Here is a 16,627-nt window from a genome sequence, read left to right on the forward strand (position 1 = left end):
GACCCACCCACGATCGGGCAGGGAGGCTAGGTAAACACAGTCATTGACGCGCGTCAAATTATCTGAGGGGGCGTGCCCGCCCTGCGCGAAGCTGCACGCAGTGCTCGCCCCGAGACGGCTGGGCGAACGAAAGGCGCCGCTTTCACGGTGACACTGCAGGGGCCGTCCGAGCTGAACGGTCGGCCCCTGCAGTGACTCCAGCTATCTCACCCTGGCGGCGAGCGGTTTAGAGTCCGTCGAACCGTGAGCATTCGTGAATGTGACAGTCAATTTGTGCAAGCCGACCTCAACGCCCTGCAGCGAAACTGTCGCCGTCTGCGCCTTCGGAGTGTCAGCGTTCAGCTTCCCCTCGCCCACCCTGACACCGTCCAGAAAGAAGGCGTACGAGGTCGCGTTCGTCCCCCACCAGAGGTTAGCGGTGGCGGTGAAGTTCGCATCGTGATCCCAGTTGTCGGTGGAGATGTCGGGTCGCCCGGGCGCCGCGTCCTTCACCTTGACCGTCGTCGTGCTCGTTTTCGTTACGCCCTTCGAGTTGATGAGCTCGGCGCGGTACGAGTAGGTGCCGTTGGGCTTGCCGGAGACGCTCGTCTCGGCCGACTGCGAGGTGACGCCGACTGCGTTGAGTTGCTTCGCGTCGATGAGGACGTTGTTCTCGTAAAGCCGGTAATAGCTGCCCGGGGTGCCGTGGTGCAGGTTCATCGCGACGGTGTAGTTGCCGTCATGAAGGCCCTTCGCCCAACCGCTGGTGTTCGAGAGTCTCGCCTTTCCGGGCGCGCTGTCATGGTGACCAAACGACTGCAATGCATCTCGCACGGCGAAGTAGGCCGGCTTCGGGTTGAACTCTTCGTCGAAGATCGTCGGTTTCGCGCCGGGGAGCCAAGTGTAGAGGTGCTTGTCCGTGAATCCCCAGGTGCTGATCTCGGTTATGCCCGCGGCGAGGGCTTCGGCCACGACATCGCCGTAGATCTGGGCCTGGGAGGCCGGGTCGTAGGTGTGGACATCGAGCTCGGCGATGGAGACCTCGAGGCCGAGTGCCCTGTAGTCGTTCACCATCCCCGTGAGGACGCCGGGTTGAGGCCCGACGATGGTCTCGTGCATTTGCAAAGCGACCCCGTCAATGGGCACCCCGTCAGCCACCATCCCGGCAACGAGGTCATACAGCTCCTGGCGCTTCGCGGGGTAGAACTCCACCATGTTCTCGTTGATGAAGAGCTTGGCGGTCGGATCTGCGGCGTGCGCGATCCGGAAGACCTCTGAGAGGTAGTTGGGGCCCATTCGCTCGTAGAAGAGATTGTGTTCGAGCCCTTCGCCACCAAAGGTTGTGAAGACTTCAGTCGCGACGTCCCAGCGGTCCATCTTGCCGGTGTACCGCTGCATAATCGTCGTGAAGTGGTCGATGACGGCCTGACGGAACTCAGCTGGATCGGTCTTGGCGACGAGGTAGTCAGGATTGAACGAGCGGGAGATGCCGCTGTGAGCCTTCACCTCCATGTCGTGTTCTTCCGCGAAGGCGACCAGCCGGTCCAGACCATCGAAGTCGAAGACGCCTTCCTGCGGCTGCACCATGTTCCACTTGAACTCGTTCTCTGGCGACAGGCTGTTGAACTGTTCCGAGAGGACCCGCCCGTAGCGAGGGTCCGTGAAGTAGTTGGCTGGTCGATCGTCAGCGGTCGATTCGGACGCCTTCACAGATCCGGCTCCGAAGAGAATGCCGGCCTGTTCAGCGAGTTCGCGTATCGAGGGGTCAGTTGCAAATTCCGCGTTAGCGGTACCTGCCGAGGTGAGGGTCAATCCGAGGACGACTGCAGATGCGAGGGCGACTCTGCCTAGCGCTTTCATAGGTCTCTGATTTCTGTGGTGCGCAACTGGTTGCCGTGATCGGCTCGTTCTTGCGCGGCGGGATGCTGATGCGGGACTTCGACGTGAATGCTGCTGCGTGTTACCAACCCCCTTCACTCTTCATTGAGCTTCGGTCGACACCGCTCGGTGTGGTCTGCTGGCCGAGAAATGTAGCATGTGTTCTAGATTCGCAACAATGCGTACTGAAGTTGTGCCCACGGGGGTGGCTGCGAGCCAGCGCTGCGGCACGGAATGACCCCGCACGCGGCCAACCCCACGCTTCTGTGAGGTGCCTGACCTTTGTCCTTGATGTCGCCGGGGCCGGCAGGTGATCGCGCTCGCGTGAAAGCGCGAGCGATGCGCGACCTGGACCGCAGCAACGCTACGCTGGCGCATCTCGTCGATGCCCACCGCTGGCCTGTAGTCTCGCCATCCCGGGCGCACTCAGATGGGACGGAACCATGACGGGCCGGCATGAGAAGGACGCCGTCAGTAAAGCTGCAGCCTCTCAGGCAGCGCGGTCACAGTCTCGCGGACCCTACGCGAAGACTGGGCTCGTCAAGGCCCGGATCGTGGATGCCGCTTTTCAGACCTTCTCGCGGTCCGGTTATAACCGCGGATCACTTCGAGAGGTGGCACGCCGCGCGGGCTTGAGCGAGGCGGGACTGTTACACCACTTCGCTTCCAAATCGGAACTACTGATCGCCGTTCTGCAATATCGCGACGATCATGCTCGCGAGACCTTCGCACTGGCACCTGAGAGCGGAAGACGGGCACTCGAAGAACTGCTTCGTCTAGCGGAATACAACTTCACAGTTCCTGGTGTCGTCGAGCTGTTCACGACGCTAGCCGCGGAGGCGACTCAACCGGACCATCCGGCATTCCACTATTTCAAGCGACGGTACGAGTCTGTTCGTGCGGGCCTCGCTTCCACTCTGCGACACATCGAAACACAAGGGCAGTTGCGGGGCCATGTCGACCCCGACATAGCCGCCCCGCAGATCGTTGCGCTGTGGGATGGGATGCAAATTCAGTGGCTCCTCAACCGCGAGGCGGTGAGCGTGCCGGAGCACTTACGCGCCTACCTCAACACACTTCTCACCGTGCACCTCGATAGATGACGGCCTGGGCCCCGCCGCGGTCAGGGGGCGCCGCGTGCAAGGCGCGGAGCCGCTTTCGAAGTCCCGCTCGCGCGCCGGAAATAGTTCGAACTCGCGCGCCGCGCCACCGCGCCAGGCGAGACAGGCGAGATTTTGGTGACCGTGACCAACAACTTCGACCGTGACGCGGACGAACTCGTTCATCCCCTACGGTGATCACGATCAAACCCGTCCAGCGTGTGGCTGGCCGGGAGACTTCAGCCCTCGATGGAAGACTCATGCTGTGAGCGGTCCCGAGGTGAGAGCGCGACGGCTGGTTCTTTTCGTCACGGCGGGCGTCGTTTTCGTCGCACTGCTCGTGGTGAGCGGATCGCTGGGGCTCCTGCTCGACCGCTGACATCGACCGCCGCGACACGCCGGCTTGGGGCTACGCCGACGGTAGTCCCGCGGGCTCCTTAACGATGTGCATTCCCGTCGGCGAGTTCGCGGTTGCAAGGAGCGCGTTGACCCACGCACCGTTGATCTCGCGCTGCGGGGTCCGATATTTGAACACGAGCATCGAGTTCCGATTGACCCACACGGAGTTCCGTCCGCTGCCTGCAGCCATGTCGACCTTCCAGGTGAACATGAACGGCTCGCCGCGACGGAGCTTCGTCTCGATCGCAGTTTCAACGTGAACGAGTGGGCGGTCTTCGATCTCGAGCGAGAAGTTCTTCTCGTACGTGAAGCGGCCCATGCCGTAAGGCTTACACCGTACGCACGAATGATCAACTGGTGTTGGACCAAGGAAGGATCGCCGAGCAGGGAACTCATGACGAGCTGCTCGCCCTCGGCGCGCGCTACGCGGAACTCAACAACCTGCAGTGACCCGCCTCACCGCGAGAGCTGCGGTACCTCCTTGGTCCGGATCAGGGCGGGTGTTACATTTTGGACGTCAGAACCGGCGACGACGGCAGCCTGAGTGCGACGTTCTTTGAGCTGTCGACCATGAACCGTATGACCGATCGGAACTCTATGTCAGCGTCCAGCCGCAGCACATCCCACGCCACCGATGCGGGCGTCGCCCCGCGCATCGACTCGCTTCGCACTCTCGCCGACCGAGGCGGACTCGTGTGGGGATCGGGATCCGTAAAAGCTTCTCTTTCCACCGCCGACGAGCGTCCAGCCAACTACTTCACGGACCCCCGGTACGGGCGGACCCTAGCTCACCAGTTCAACAGCCTGTCTCCCGAAAACGAGTTCAAGTTCGACATGGTGCAACCGGAGGAAGGCGTCTTCGACTTCGACGGGCTGGATCGCCTTCTGCAGTTCGCGGAAGCGCACCAGATGCAGTTCAAAGCCCACAGCGGCATCTCGCGGGCTTTCAACCCTCCGTGGCTGGCCGCGAAGGAAAATGCCGCAAGCTTTCGAGCTGCGCTCGTCACGCATTTCGAGACCATCATGCAGCGCTATACGGGTCGGATGGACCGGTGGGACATCGTGACCGAGCCCTTCGCGCCACTGGGTGGGGAAGGCCTCGAGCGCAACTTGTTCTACGAGCGTCTCGGGTCGGGCTACATCGCCGAGGCGTTCCGTATCGCTCACGATGCGGACCCGACGGCGCGTCTATTTTTCAACGAGAACCTCACCGAGTACTACCCAGCAAAGCGTCGGGAAATGTACGAACTCGTTTCGTCCATGGTCGCCGACGGAGTTCCCGTGCACGGCATCGCGCTCCAGATGCACGAGACCATCCACGCGCCCGCCGCAGGCGAGCTCACCGCAATCGTCCGTGAGTACCGAGAACTCGGTCTGGAGGTTACGATCGCCGAACTCGATGTGCACACCCTGGACGATCATTCCCAGGCGCAGATTTATCGCGACGTTCTCCAGGAAGCTCTCGACGCCGGAATCAGGGATATCAGCGTGTGGGGCTTCACAGATCGACACCTCTACACGTGGCTACCTGGCGCCAAACCTACGCTGTTCGACGAACAGTTCGAACCGAAGCCGGCCTACTTCGCGGTGCACGACGTGCTCCAGGCCTTCGCGAACCGTCTTGGTATGCCGACGGAACGTCGAAATGGGGAGATCGACAGCCTCGGCTGAACGCGGTGGGCGGTGCCTTCTCGCGAGACGTGCGCCGCATCTGACGGACCGCCCACGTTGCCCCGAGGTCAGTACGTATACGCGCGGATCCGGACGATTCCGGTGTCTGGCAACCTGGTCGGGATGACTCGGCTCGGCAGCAGGGGTGTGTCAACGAACGGCATGAAGAGTGCAGTGCCGCCTGCAGTTTCGTCGCCGTTCAGTTGTCGGGACACCGTCAGCTCGTCGTCTGCGAGGTCGTAATCGGTGGCAGTCAGAAATCCGACCTGGCGTCCTGCTGCGGCGGCGAGGCTGACTCGGAGGCCTCGCCCGATGATGAAGAGGCTGCCGTCGCCGATGTCCACTGCGATGCCGTACCCGGGGACCGGTCGGTCCTGAGGGGGGCGACCGTCCAGCGCGTGGACCTGAACATCGACGTCCCCGAGACGAATCTCGACATGCGGCACCGCTCCGTCGAGGGTGAAGCCGCGAATCTCCGCGTCGGGGTGTCGGCGGATCAGATGCCCGACAACTCTCAGCAGCCGGTACGCGTCTCGCAGCGGTGCTGTGTCAGGATCTTCGGGGTCGAGACTGTCCACCCCGAAGGGGGAGACACCCAGAGCGCGGTGAGCCCCGACCGCAGAAAACATCTGCTCGATGCCGCGTGCATCGGCCCGAAGCTCGGGTATGAACAGGCGGTTCCGGCGCGCTCGATAAGCGGCGAAGACGGGGTCCGCGTCGTCGACGTACGCGTCAACGGCGAGAAAATCGAGCGCCGGAGCGAGGGCTTCCCAGATCGCGGCGACGGGAAGGACCGGTCCGCCGCTGGGGTAATCTCCGGGTCGTTTGCCGCCGGCGACGGCGACGGGTCCGTCCAAGACACTGTCCGCGTCCAGCCAGGCGTTGACGAACACGGGAACGTCGTGTTCCGCGGCGCCTGCGGCGGCTACCGAGCCGGTGTACGCGGCGAAACCGGCAGCCATAAAGGCCTCATCCGTGCGCTCTCCCGGCCCGAACACCTCCGCCCAGCTGCCCGCCTTCGGCGATCCGGCCGACACCCAGGCGCGATACGCAGGTGCGTCTACGTCACGGGCCACGGCGTCGATGACCGAGGCTGGGACGAGGCTCGCGTAGGCAGCGTCCGCATGCCGACTGTGGTCACGGCTCGCGCCGAGAATGCCGACCTCGTTATGCACTTGTACCGCGACCACCGTGTGGTCCACATCGACCTCGCGGATCCGCGCCATGAGCGCAGCGAAGGCGCGTGCGTCGGCGTCGCGTGATGCTGTGACAAAAGGTGTCAGGTGCTCGACCGGTGTGCCATCGGACCGCTCCGAGCGTGGGAACCGGCGGGGGTCGGTCTTGACCCAGCCCGGGACGTACGTGGAGACGGCGTTCTTCCAAGAACCGAACCAAAGGGGAATGAGCTTGAGCCCCAAGCCTCGGGCAGTCGCGATCATCGTGTCGATGAGGTCGAAGTCGAAGACTCCCTCAGTGGGTTCGAGCAGGTCCCACGCGACAGGGGCAAGGACGCTGTTCGCGCCCAGCTGGTGGACAGTCTCGAATGACTCGGTAATCACGGCCGGGCTGCTCGAACTGGAGTTGTGCACCTCTGCGCCGACCACCAGGAACGGCGCCTTGTCCACGCTCAGATACGGTCCCGCCCAACGAACTGCGGGCGCAAGCGCAGAAGTCATGTTGGCGTCCTTTCTCGCGCTGGTCGATCGGGCCGACGGAGGTGTCGACACAGGAGTCTCTCAGCGAGCCGCAAAAAAATGTAGCAGATGTTCTATTTTGAGAGGCCGAGGGGAGAGCACGCGGGCCGCATCGGGACTAGGGGTAAATGAGCAGTCCTCAGGTGTTCAGACGCGCCCATCCGTCCGGTAAGCGTGTCTTATCGGAGTTTCCGCAGGATGCTGGGTTCGCCCCCGCGCGCGTTCACGCATCGTTCCCTGCTGGTGTCCGAGGTGACGTGGGCAATTCACGCCGAACGACTGCTCGCGGGTGGTTGAGGGCTTCAGGCAAGGCGGACTCGAAGAAGAGCAGCATCGCCTTCTCCATGTCCGTGGACGGGTCGATTAGCCACTGGAGCTGAACCCCGTCCCAGACGGCAAGCAACAGCCGCCCGAGCGCCTGCGGATCGCGGGCGGCGTCGATTCGGCCAGAGGTCTGGTCATAGGTGAATGCGTTTGCGAGCTCGCTGGCCTTCCGCTGGTACCGGGCGACGAACCAATCGTGAGCGGGATGCCCGGGGGCCGAGGACTCCGCGGCGAGGATGGCGAAGAGTCTGAGCAACTCGGGCCGTTTCACACTGGAACGGATCCGCTCCAGCGTGGCCGGCACGACTCCTCGATCGACGCACGCGGCGTCGAAGTCGAAGGCTTGATTGCCGTCGGTGGTGCCATCCGAACGCTCGAGCACCGCTTCGAGCAACTCGTACTTGCTGCCGAAGTGGTGCACGACGCTGGTGAGGCTCACGTCGAGTTGACGAGCGATGTCGCGCAGCGATCCGCCGTGGTATCCGTGCGTCCCGAACACCGTTGCGGCTGCGTCAAGGATGTCACTCGAGCGCTGGGCGGACTTTGCGTACGGCCCTCGGGCGCCGGTGGTTTTCGGTGAGCTCATAGTCGTGACCCTACCTATCCGGTCCGGGAGTCGTCGCCTGACTGCCGTTGCCAACTCGTGATCAAAAATGTAGCACCTGTTCCAGTTTCGATGTATGTTGTGTTCACCAAGGGTGGCCCGGCACGGGTTTCTCAATGTTTACAAGGAGGTTGACATGGCTAGACGCGCGCTTCGCGCCCGCCGCACTGCGATCGTTCTGGGAACGTTCGTCACCACTTCGGCTCTGCTCGCTGGATGCACTGGCGGCGGCGGCGGTGGGAACAGTTCCGGAGAGACCACGCTCGACGTCTACATGGGTGCTGGTGACATGACTGATGAGCAGATCGCGACGTTTGAAGATGCGCACCCCGGAGTAGCGATCAACATCATCCCGACCGATCCTGCTCGGCTGAACACCATGCTCGCTTCCGGCAACCCGCCGGACGTCGCGTTCGGCAACGCGCTCGGCAGCGCCAACGTGAACGCTCGCGGACTTGCGACGGACCTCACTCCCTACCTCGAGAAGAGCGAGGTGCTGAAGGAGGACGATCTGCAGGCCGTGAACGACGGGTTCCGTTGGAACGGCGAGCGCAGCGGCGAGGGCCCCCTCTACGGCATCGTGAAGGACTGGAGCCAGGACAACGCGCTTTGGTACAACACGTCGTTGTTCGACAAGGCCGGCGTTCCTTACCTCAGCGACACTGAGCCGATCACCTACGACGAGCTGCTCGAGATTGCGAAGAAGCTCGCAGTCGTCGACGGCGGCACCACGGAGGTCTATGGCCTCGGGATGGAGTGGGCGTGGACGCTGTACGGCCCTCTGGCTGTGATGGTCGAGCAGCAGGGAGGGAGCCTGTTCAGTGACGACCTTTCCGAAGTCGACTTCACCACCCCCGAGGCGCAGAAAGCGCTGCAGTGGTTCGTCGACTTCGGGCAGTCGGGCGTCGGCCCCACTTCGCTCAATCCGCTGCCGGACGGCTCTGACTTCTCGACCTTCGCCGCCAACCGAATGGCGATCAGTCAGGACGGGTACTGGTTCGGAGGCAACTTCGCCGCGGATGACGCGATGAAGACGGTTCGGTTTGCACCGGCTCCCACGATGGGCGATGAGCCGATCGGAGCGAGCTTCGGTGGCGCTGGCTTGTGGATCCCCGAGCAGTCGGACAGCAAGGATCTCGCCTGGGAGTTCCTGGAGTGGTGGCTCGGGGGCGAGCCGGCCGAAGCCCGCGCGTCCAGCGGATGGGGCCTTCCTTCGTTGAAGTCGCTCTCCGACAGACTGCCGCAGGAGCAGCCCTTCCAGCAGCAGGCGTACGAGGTCGTTCAGAACCAGCTGCAGTACACCGCGCCGCTGCCGGACTCACCGTACATTTCCGCCGAGGCCCTGCAGGGATCGATCGACAAGTACCTGCAGCAGGCGATCAAGGGTGAGCTCACCGTGGAAGAAGCTGGCACCCAGCTGACCGACGAGCTGAACGAGACGCTCGCCAAGGGCAAGGACCAGGTCGGCTGACACCGCCGATCTAAGGAGAACGACTGATGGCTCGCAAGTGGACCCGATATCCGAAGCGGACGTTCTATGCGTTCGTGGCGCCGTGGGCAGTGGGCTTCCTACTGCTCACCGCGGCACCGATGATCTACGGGTTGCTGGTGAGTTTCACCAACTTCGATGGAAGCTCGCCCCGCTATAAGTGGGTCGGGTTGAACAACTACATCGAACTGTTCTCCGACGCCGACGCGTGGGCGGCACTGCTCCGAACGCTGGCATTCACCGCCATCGTCGTGCCGCTCACCGTCGGCGGGTCGCTGGGACTCGCTACCATCATCAACCGGCGACTGAGGGCGGTCGGAGTCTGGCGTACCGTCTTCTTCCTGCCATCAGTTGTGCCAGTGGTGGCCATGGCCATCATGTGGAAGCTGATCTTCAATAAAGACGCAGGCATCCTCAACGCCATGGGCAAGGCCTTCGGCATCCCGCCCACCGGCTGGCTCGTCGACCCGGCAGTGTTCTACTCGCTGATCATCCTCATGCTCTGGGGAGTAGGCGGCGGCATGATCATCATGCTGGCGGCGCTTCAGGGGGTGCCGAGAGAGCTCGAGGAAGCCGCCATTGTCGACGGCGCGGGTCGGTGGACGGTTTTCCGGCACGTCACCATCCCGATGATCTCGCCGATCCTGTTCTTCCAAGTCGTGACCGGCGTGATCGCAGCGCTGCAGGTGTTTGTTCAACCGCTGCTCCTGACCAACTCCGCCGGCCTTTCTGGCGCCGCAGCTGTCCCGGAGAGCACGACCCTCTACATGGTCCAGGTGTACCAGGAGTTCTTCTTGAACAACCGGTTCGGCTACGGCTCCGCGATGCTATGGATCTTCTTCATCATCATCCTCGGCCTCACCCTCGTCTTGCTGCGCTCAAGCCGATCCTGGGTTTACTACGAAGTCGACGCCGACGCCGAACGCGAAGGAGCCGTGAAGTGACGCTCACCGAGAACAACTCTGTCAACGAGTTCCCCATCATCACTCCGCCCTCAACGTCACCTCGGCGGCGACGGCGCGCGAAGGTTCGGAGGTCGGAAAGACGGCCCGGCCCCTGGACCTACATCCTGATCCTGGCGCTGAGCGCGTTCTTCATCGGTCCGTTCATCTGGCTCGTCTTGGCAGCACTGAAGACGCCCGCCGAGTGGGCTTCGCTTCCGGTCAAGATCCTGCCCGAGCAGGCGCAGTGGGAGAACTTCGCCGCAGCCCTCAACGATGCCAACTTCTTCGGGTACGCCGGAAACTCCTTGTTCCTCGCGACGACCTACTCGATACTGATCACGCTCTCTAGCGCCGCCGTCGGGTTCGGGTTTGCACGACTCAGGGCCCCGGGGAAGAAGGCTCTCTTCTTGATCGTGCTCGCCACGATGATGATCCCGCAGATTCTGACGCTGCTGCCCACCTACATCCTGTTCTCCCGCATCGGGCTTATTAACACGTACTGGCCTTGGGTTCTCTGGGGCTTGGCGGCGTCGCCGTATATGGTCTTCCTCTTCCGCCAGTACTTCTCCTCTCTTCCGAAGGAGCTGGAGGACGCGGCCATCATCGACGGTGCCGGCTGGTTCCGGATCTTCGCAACCATCTTCCTGCCACTGTCGCGGCCGATCCTGATCACGTCGTTCCTATTGTCGTTCACGTGGACGTGGGGCGACTACATCGCTCCCGCGCTGCTGCTCAACCTGGACAATACGACTCTGGCCGTCGCGATCACCGCGTTCTACCAGGATCCGAACGGGAACACGATCCCCACTGTCCAGGCGGCTGCGGGAGTGATGTACATCATTCCCGTCTTGCTCATCTTTTTCTTTATGCAGCGCTACTTCATCCAATCCAACGTCTCCTCCGGCATCAAAGGCTGAGGACTCCACTCATCCATTTGGCTCCGGCGACGCAATGCCGCGATGACGGTGACGAACGACATGGAAAGAACCACTATGTATCAGGCGCATTTGAGCCCCGGCCACCTCTCATTCCCGCAGTCGTTCGTCCTGGGCGCGTCGACTGCCGCGTACCAGATCGAGGGAGGTGCCGATGCCGGGGGCAGGGGCCCTTCGATTTGGGATACGTTCAGCCACACACCGGGCAAGACGGCGCGGGGAGCTACCGGCGACATCGCCGCCGATCACTATCACCGCGTCGAAGAGGATCTCGGTCACATGACCGACCTCAACCTCGACGCTTACCGCTTCTCCATCTCCTGGCCCCGGGTGATGCCCGCCGGGGAGGGGGGCGTGAACGAAGAGGGCATCGCCTTCTACTCCCGTCTCGTCGATGGCCTTCTCGCACGCGGCATCCGGCCCGTCGTCACCCTCAACCATTGGGACCTCCCGCAGGCTCTTGAGGACAAGTACGGCGGCTGGCGAGGGCGAGAGACTGCCTACGCATTCGAGAAATATGCCGAGGTCGTCGGCGCTGCCCTCGGAGATCGCGTCGATGTCTGGTCAACCCACAACGAGCCCTGGAACAACTCGTTCTCCGGGTACGGGAGCGGCGCGTTTGCGCCGGGGGGCACCAGTCATGCGGATGCGCTGGCTGCAGCGCACCACCTCAATCTGTCGCATGGCCTGGCGGTACGGGCACTGAGGCGAACCATCACCAAGCCCGGCGCGCAGATCTCAGTCGCACTCAACATCTTCCGGATTCAGCCCGCATCCCCGATCGACGGCGAGGCAGCTCGCCTTTTTGACGCCGTTGCCAATCGCATTTTCACGGGCCCCATGCTCTACGGCAGGTACGACTCTGATCTGCTGGCGGATACGGCACGTTTCAGCGACTGGAGCTTCGTGCTGCCCGGGGACCTCGAGGTGGCTCATCAGCCGCTTGATGTGCTAGGTGTGAACTATTACGAGGTCATGCACGTTCGCGTCAACCCCGACTACGATCCCCAAAAGGAGCAACACGGGGGTACCGCCTTTCCCGGTTCTGAGCGAATCGAGTTCGTGCGCAAGAGCGAGCTCGCCCGGACGGGAATGGACTGGGGCATCGAACCGACAGGACTCGAAGAGCACATCGTCGCGCTGTCTGAAGAGTTCCCTGATCTCGCGATCATGGTGATGGAGAACGGAGCGGCATTCGCGGATGACGTGATCGAGGATGAGGGTACCCGACGGGTGCTCGACCATGAGCGGACTCGGTACATCGCGGACCACATCGCAGCGGTCTACCGCGCTCATGAGCGAGGGGCAAAGATCACGGGGTACTTCGTGTGGTCGTTGCTGGACAACTTCGAATGGGCGGCAGGATACGAGCCCCGCTTCGGGATCATCCACGTCGACTATGAAACGCTGCAACGCACACCGAAGCTCAGCGGGCACTTCTTCGCCGAGCTCTGCAGTTCGCGGTCGATCCCTGTTCTCCACGCGCCCGAGGTGCAGCCGACCCGATGACCTCGGCGCGCAGCTGCCAACCCAACGGCTCATGTGGAGGTTGATCCCGCCGCCGCGACGGTAGGCCCCGCACCAGGTGGTGCGCGGCCTGCACGGTCGTCGGCTCGTGAGTCAGTTGAGCGATGTTTTGCTCAACGGCTGATGACCTTCGGCGCGGCGACGGCTTTGAGCCCGGCGACGCCGAACTCCTGGCCATAACCTGAGGCCTTCGTGCCCCGAAAGGCACCACGGGATTGAGGGTGCGGTGGGTGTTGATCCACACGGTTCCCGCCTGGATCCTCTTGGCGACCTCGACCGCTTCATCGACGTTCGAGGACCAGACCGATGACCTCTCAGAAGGTCAGCCGGACCAAGCTACATTCGCGTGGCTGCAACCCACCGTTCCATCCCGTTCCTGGGTCTGAATATTCGCCTGTCCAGAGGTCGACGACTCGCAGCGGCGTGACAAGTCCAAGATCGTCCCAGTTGATCCGCGCGCTGACCACATCGCTAGTCCGATTTATGACTGACACAGCCGCGCCACTGAGCAGCGGCTTGACCCACACATCGAGCCCGTTCACTCGATGCCGCGTTGGCGTTGCGGCGAGCGGATCCTGGTCGATCGCGATCACGTTGCGGTTCGTGAGAACCTGCACCTCGGCCTCGGTGAGATCGCGGGGATCGCAGCTGATGATGAGCGGCGCAGACCGCATCGCCCACATCGTCATCTGCGTGCGGTACTCGACGATCGTGAGGTTGCCGAGGCCGATCTGCAGCATATCGAGGTCGTTCCAGCCTGTGTCGGGATCGCGAGGTTCCGCGAATCCGATGGCTTCGATCGACTCCCAAGAATCCTCGACGTCAGAGCTGACCCGCCAGAGATTTCCACCGACGGAGCCACCCCATCTTGGCACGTCGAACGTTCCGTACTGGCAGAGACTGAATATGATCGGTCTGCCGGAAGCTTGCAGTGCGGCACCCATGCGTTGGAAGGCCCCGCGCATTCCCGCTTCGGTGCGGTAGAACGCGTGCGCTGAGCACCAGTCGTACTTGAGATAGTCCACCCCCCAGCTCGCGAACGTGAGCGCGTCCCGCTCCTCGTGGCCGAAGCTGCCGGTGTAGTCCGCGCACGTCGCGGGTCCAGGCGAAGAGTAGATCCCGAAGCGCAGTTCGAGACCGTGCAGGTGTCGTCCCAGGGCTGGCATGTCCGGGAATCCGCGGTTTGGAAGGAGAGTTCCGTCGAGATCGCGGCCGCCTTGCCAGCCGTCGTCGATGTTCACAAACGTGTACCCGGCGTCGCGAAGGCCCGTGGAGACGAGAGCGTCGGCGATCTCGCGAACAGACGCGTCTGTGACATTGAGCCGTAGGCCGAACCAACTGTTCCACCCCATCGGGGGCGATGTGGCGAGACCGTTTGCCGGGACGTCCGCGAGCGCTGGCGCGGGGATAGCGATCGGGCGTGATGCGCGGTAAGCGGCCAATTGCTCCAGGTCGGCGCGATCGGCCGTGAGGTCGAAGAACACTCCCACGTTCCTGAACTGCAGGTGAAGCAGGTCACCCTCGACCGTGGAGTCGATGGTGAGCGGGAACGGTGCGTCGGCACTCGTTTGCAACACGTATCGCCCCTCGGCCGATTCCGCTGTCACCGCGACTTCGTCGCCCCACATCTCGAGGTGACCGGCACCGTCCTCGCCGATGTGCACGCTTGAGATGACGGGATAGATGCCGCGCACGATCCAGTCGCCGGCGATCACTTGCGCACCCCCGCAGCGAGCTCAACCCGCGGCTCAGTAGATGGAACGGCTTCGTGTTCGTCGTGGGCGGGGACTGCAGCCCATGCCCGCTCGGAAGCCGAGCGGAGGATGGTGTCGCGCACGGCGTGCGTGCGCAGACAATCCTGGAAGGTCGGCAGGTCGGCCACCGATTCGCCAGCCATCGCCCGCTGTGTCGCTTCTAGGAACGACATGTACGCCGCGACGTAGTCTTCGTCGGTACCGTAGGCACCCACCGGAAGGTGCGAGGGTTCGTCGCCTCGAGTCGCCCACCAGATCCGCGTCGTATCACGCAGGTCCATTGCCATAGCTCCCCGCTCGCCGTTCACCTCAAGGGTGAGCGAGTTGGAATGGCCGATGGCTACTTGCGATAGCTGCAGCGAGCCGATGCCACCGCCCTCGAGTTCGAACGCGATTACAACGATGTCATCCCCTGCCGTGGGGATGACGGTCGACGTCGGGACGAACTCCCGCATCGTCGCTGACACCGCGTGAACTCGGTTTCCGGTTACGAACTCGATGAGGTCAACGGCGTGGGAGCCGAGGTCCGCGAGCGCGCGCGACGCGCCGTTCTGCGCCGGGTCGAGCCGCCACTCCTCCGTGCCTGCATCGAGGAGCCACGCCTGCAAATAGCTCGCCCTCACGAGAAGCAGCCGTCCGAGCGCTGCGGCGCGCTCTCGCAGGTCTCGCACGCCAGGGTGAAAGCGGTACGTGTATGCGACGGCGCCGACGAGGCCGGTGTCGTGAGCCAGACGCACGAGCCGGGCTGAGTCTGCCGCGGACGTCGTGAGTGGCTTTTCGCAGACGACGTGTTTTCCGGCTCGGAGCGCGCGTTCCGCCTGCTCGTGGTGTTTCCCGGACGGGGTCGCGATGTGCACGGCTTCGACTCGGGGTTCGTTCAGGAGAGCGTCGAGGTCATCGAATGCCCGGTCTGCGCCGAGGAGGTGGGCGCCCTCGGCGGAGCGGGCTGGCGTGGAGGCGACGACCCCGACCAGTGGCACACCGAGTTCGCGCAGCGCTGCGGCGTGAAGCTGGGCGATGCGACCCGCGCCCACGAGGCCGACACCGCCCGGCATTGTCACTTCACCCCGCGGATGAAGAAGAGCAGCAGCGCCCCGAGGGCGGTCGCGATGATGCCGAACGGCAGCAGCGCCGCATATGAGCCGAACGCGCCGATCGCCAAACTACCGATCGTGACACCGATCGTCTGCGGCAACGTCGTGGTGACGTTGATGATCCCGAGGTCCTTGCCCGTGTTCTCGGCATCCGGCAGCACCAGCGTGATCAGCACGAAGTCGACCGAGATGAACGCGCCCATTCCGAAGCCGGCGAGAGCGGAGTAGACAAGCATCGACGTGAGGCTTGGCGCGAAGAGGGGCACAGCGAGCGCGATGATGATGATGACGGACGCCGCGAAGATCACAGGTTTGGTGCGCTTGAGCTTTTGCACCGCGTAGCCGGCCGCCAAGGTGCCGAGGACCGAGCCGACCAGGTTCGCCGATCCCATCGTCGGGATGGCGCCAACGGCGTCTTCTCCCAAGCCGATGAAGTCTTGCAGCAGGTACAGCATGAAGGTCCAGAGGGGGAAGTACCCGGTGAACAGGAGGAAGCGTCCGAAGAAGGTCCATGCGAAGTTCGGGTACTCGATGGGGTTGACCCAGAACGTTTGCAGAAGCGACACGAGATTCAGCGGCGGCTTGGGCTCTCCGGTGTTTGAACGCACGTTGGTCAGCGCGAACAGCAGCACCAGGGCTGCCAGGATGCCGCCGAGCACCAGATAACCGACGATCAACGTCGTAGAAAACGCCGCACCGACCGACTGGCCGACCACGTTCCCCACCAGCTGAGCGAGGCCGAACGCTGCGGAGAACATGCCGCGCTTGACGGCCGGCACACGGTCAGGGATGTAGGCGCTCACCGGCGTCAGGATCAACGACGTCGTGAACTGGATCGCGACAATGATGACCGCCATCATCGTGATGGACGTGGCGAAAGCAAGCGCCAGCGCAAGCGCGAAGGTGGAGACCGCTCCGAAGATCATCCACGGTGCGCGGCCGCCAAGCCGCGTGCGAGTGCGGTCAGTGAGCGCTCCCGCGATCGGCGCCGCGATCATCGACGCGATCGCGCCCATGCCGATGATCAGCGCGAGCGCCTCGTTCTGGCCGTCCCGGTCGATGTTCTGCACCTGAATCGGCAACAGGACACCCTGCACCCCACCCCAGAAGATGCTGAAACTCAGAATCGCGAGCGGCAGCGTGACGAACAGATTCCGCAGCCCCAACGATTTGAGCGTGGGAGGACGGGAGTTAGCCCACTCTCGCAGGTCAGGCGCTGATTGCTCTCCAGGCAG

Annotated in this window: 13 protein-coding genes and 1 pseudogene; 6 read left to right on the forward strand and 8 right to left on the reverse strand. The window is 63.3% G+C overall.

All coding sequences use genetic code 11. From position 1 onward, the window contains the following. Window positions 1–201: 201 nt before the first annotated feature. Window positions 202–1,839, reverse strand: coding sequence for an endo-1,4-beta-xylanase (locus tag KZX17_RS05020; RefSeq protein ID WP_248170353.1), 1,638 nt, complete (start codon window positions 1,837–1,839; stop codon window positions 202–204). Window positions 1,840–2,411: 572 nt separating this feature from the next. On the opposite strand from KZX17_RS05020, the gene KZX17_RS05025 reads away from it, so the two are divergent. Next, window positions 2,412–2,960, forward strand: coding sequence for a TetR/AcrR family transcriptional regulator (locus tag KZX17_RS05025; RefSeq protein WP_248170351.1), 549 nt, complete (start codon window positions 2,412–2,414; stop codon window positions 2,958–2,960). 406 nt (window positions 2,961–3,366) lie between these two features. Here the strand turns inward: KZX17_RS05025 and KZX17_RS05030 are convergent, their stop codons facing one another. Beyond that, window positions 3,367–3,675 (reverse strand): ATP-dependent DNA ligase, encoded by a 309-nt coding sequence (locus tag KZX17_RS05030; protein ID WP_248170349.1) that lies wholly within the window; start codon window positions 3,673–3,675, stop codon window positions 3,367–3,369. 260 nt (window positions 3,676–3,935) lie between these two features. On the opposite strand from KZX17_RS05030, the gene KZX17_RS05035 reads away from it, so the two are divergent. After that, window positions 3,936–5,027, forward strand: coding sequence for an endo-1,4-beta-xylanase (locus KZX17_RS05035; RefSeq protein WP_248170348.1), 1,092 nt, complete (start codon window positions 3,936–3,938; stop codon window positions 5,025–5,027). Between the two features lie 68 nt (window positions 5,028–5,095). Here KZX17_RS05035 and KZX17_RS05040 read toward each other — a convergent pair whose 3' ends face one another. Then, window positions 5,096–6,703 carry a DUF5597 domain-containing protein gene (locus KZX17_RS05040; RefSeq protein WP_248170346.1) on the reverse strand — a complete coding sequence of 536 codons (1,608 nt, stop codon included), beginning with the start codon at window positions 6,701–6,703 and terminating at the stop codon, window positions 5,096–5,098. Window positions 6,704–6,944: 241 nt separating this feature from the next. Then, window positions 6,945–7,631: a TetR/AcrR family transcriptional regulator gene (locus KZX17_RS05045; protein ID WP_248170344.1), complete on the reverse strand. Its 687-nt coding sequence runs from the start codon at window positions 7,629–7,631 to the stop codon at window positions 6,945–6,947. A 154-nt stretch (window positions 7,632–7,785) separates the two neighbouring features. On the opposite strand from KZX17_RS05045, the gene KZX17_RS05050 reads away from it, so the two are divergent. The 4 genes from KZX17_RS05050 to KZX17_RS05065 are packed head-to-tail and all read left to right on the forward strand — an operon-like array spanning window position 7,786 to window position 12,526. Continuing rightward, window positions 7,786–9,120 (forward strand): sugar ABC transporter substrate-binding protein, encoded by a 1,335-nt coding sequence (locus KZX17_RS05050; RefSeq protein ID WP_248170343.1) that lies wholly within the window; start codon window positions 7,786–7,788, stop codon window positions 9,118–9,120. A 26-nt stretch (window positions 9,121–9,146) separates the two neighbouring features. Further along, window positions 9,147–10,082 (forward strand): carbohydrate ABC transporter permease, encoded by a 936-nt coding sequence (locus KZX17_RS05055; protein WP_248170342.1) that lies wholly within the window; start codon window positions 9,147–9,149, stop codon window positions 10,080–10,082. Beyond that, on the forward strand, window positions 10,079–10,999 hold the full coding sequence (locus KZX17_RS05060) for a carbohydrate ABC transporter permease (RefSeq protein WP_248170340.1): 921 nt from the start codon (window positions 10,079–10,081) through the stop codon (window positions 10,997–10,999). Before KZX17_RS05055 ends, KZX17_RS05060 begins: the two co-directional genes overlap by 4 nt. Before the next feature lie 42 nt (window positions 11,000–11,041). Beyond that, a complete protein-coding gene (locus KZX17_RS05065) occupies window positions 11,042–12,526 on the forward strand; it encodes a GH1 family beta-glucosidase (protein WP_248170338.1) in 1,485 nt (494 codons plus the stop codon). Between the two features lie 131 nt (window positions 12,527–12,657). On the opposite strand, the pseudogene KZX17_RS05070 reads toward KZX17_RS05065, so the two are convergent. The 4 genes and pseudogenes from KZX17_RS05070 to KZX17_RS05085 form a co-directional block, all read right to left on the reverse strand. Further along, window positions 12,658–12,854 (reverse strand): annotated as a pseudogene (locus tag KZX17_RS05070) (aldehyde dehydrogenase family protein); the annotation flags it as partial. 4 nt (window positions 12,855–12,858) lie between these two features. Further along, on the reverse strand, window positions 12,859–14,259 hold the full coding sequence (locus KZX17_RS05075) for a glycoside hydrolase family 27 protein (protein ID WP_248170330.1): 1,401 nt from the start codon (window positions 14,257–14,259) through the stop codon (window positions 12,859–12,861). After that, on the reverse strand, window positions 14,256–15,353 hold the full coding sequence (locus tag KZX17_RS05080) for a Gfo/Idh/MocA family protein (protein ID WP_248170329.1): 1,098 nt from the start codon (window positions 15,351–15,353) through the stop codon (window positions 14,256–14,258). Before KZX17_RS05080 ends, KZX17_RS05075 begins: the two co-directional genes overlap by 4 nt. A gap of 2 nt (window positions 15,354–15,355) precedes the next feature. After that, the gene (locus tag KZX17_RS05085; protein WP_248170327.1) at window positions 15,356–16,558 is read right to left on the reverse strand and encodes an MFS transporter; all 1,203 of its coding nucleotides are present in this window, start codon (window positions 16,556–16,558) and stop codon (window positions 15,356–15,358) included. Window positions 16,559–16,627: the final 69 nt, after the last annotated feature.

Source organism: Microbacterium sp. EYE_78 (assembly GCF_023149035.1).
Taxonomy (GTDB): domain Bacteria; phylum Actinomycetota; class Actinomycetes; order Actinomycetales; family Microbacteriaceae; genus Microbacterium.

What these genes read in the sequence shown, in the direction of transcription:
- KZX17_RS05020 (WP_248170353.1), bottom strand. Translation starts at nt 1,839, where the DNA reads ATGAAAGCGCTAGGCAGAGTCGCCCTCGCATCTGCAGTCGTCCTCGGA.
- KZX17_RS05030 (WP_248170349.1), bottom strand. Translation starts at nt 3,675, where the DNA reads ATGGGCCGCTTCACGTACGAGAAGAACTTCTCGCTCGAGATCGAAGAC.
- KZX17_RS05035 (WP_248170348.1), top strand. Translation starts at nt 3,936, where the DNA reads ATGACCGATCGGAACTCTATGTCAGCGTCCAGCCGCAGCACATCCCAC.
- KZX17_RS05040 (WP_248170346.1), bottom strand. Translation starts at nt 6,703, where the DNA reads ATGACTTCTGCGCTTGCGCCCGCAGTTCGTTGGGCGGGACCGTATCTG.
- KZX17_RS05045 (WP_248170344.1), bottom strand. Translation starts at nt 7,631, where the DNA reads ATGAGCTCACCGAAAACCACCGGCGCCCGAGGGCCGTACGCAAAGTCC.
- KZX17_RS05050 (WP_248170343.1), top strand. Translation starts at nt 7,786, where the DNA reads ATGGCTAGACGCGCGCTTCGCGCCCGCCGCACTGCGATCGTTCTGGGA.
- KZX17_RS05055 (WP_248170342.1), top strand. Translation starts at nt 9,147, where the DNA reads ATGGCTCGCAAGTGGACCCGATATCCGAAGCGGACGTTCTATGCGTTC.
- KZX17_RS05065 (WP_248170338.1), top strand. Translation starts at nt 11,042, where the DNA reads ATGACGGTGACGAACGACATGGAAAGAACCACTATGTATCAGGCGCAT.
- KZX17_RS05080 (WP_248170329.1), bottom strand. Translation starts at nt 15,353, where the DNA reads ATGCCGGGCGGTGTCGGCCTCGTGGGCGCGGGTCGCATCGCCCAGCTT.